At 58.7% G+C, this 327-nt stretch carries 1 pseudogene; it reads right to left on the bottom strand.

The annotated features are described in order from the left end of the window. Window positions 1-327: pseudogene (locus tag JHD77_RS31765) on the bottom strand (hypothetical protein); the annotation flags it as partial.

The raw sequence follows: 327 nt of genomic DNA, 5'->3' as shown, positions 1-327 counted from the left end.
CCAGCTCCTGGATCTCTTCATCATCCAGGACGAGCATTTCGAAGAGCTTGGTCTGATTGCCAATAGCTTTGGTCAACGTCGAGTTGTTGCCCAGGCTGGCGAACTTGGCGGCCGACTGCATGAAGCGGGCAGCAACGTGACGGTCAATTCCCAATACCTCCAGGCGATCAGCGAACTCACCGTGTCCGCATGCCTTTTTCAACACCTGCAGGCCACGCCCCACTTCAAGGCACGCCTCTACGCTGCGGCGCATGTTGGCGGCGATGTCGCGCTGGATCAGGTCTGGGTCCGTGCAATCGGCCGGTAGTTGATAGCCCAGTTGTGCAG

It is taken from the genome of Pseudomonas sp. P20 (assembly GCF_016463925.1).
GTDB classification, from domain to species: domain Bacteria; phylum Pseudomonadota; class Gammaproteobacteria; order Pseudomonadales; family Pseudomonadaceae; genus Pseudomonas; species Pseudomonas aeruginosa.
Note: the sequence above shows the minus strand (reverse complement) of the source record. Positions and strands in the feature narration are given on the sequence as shown.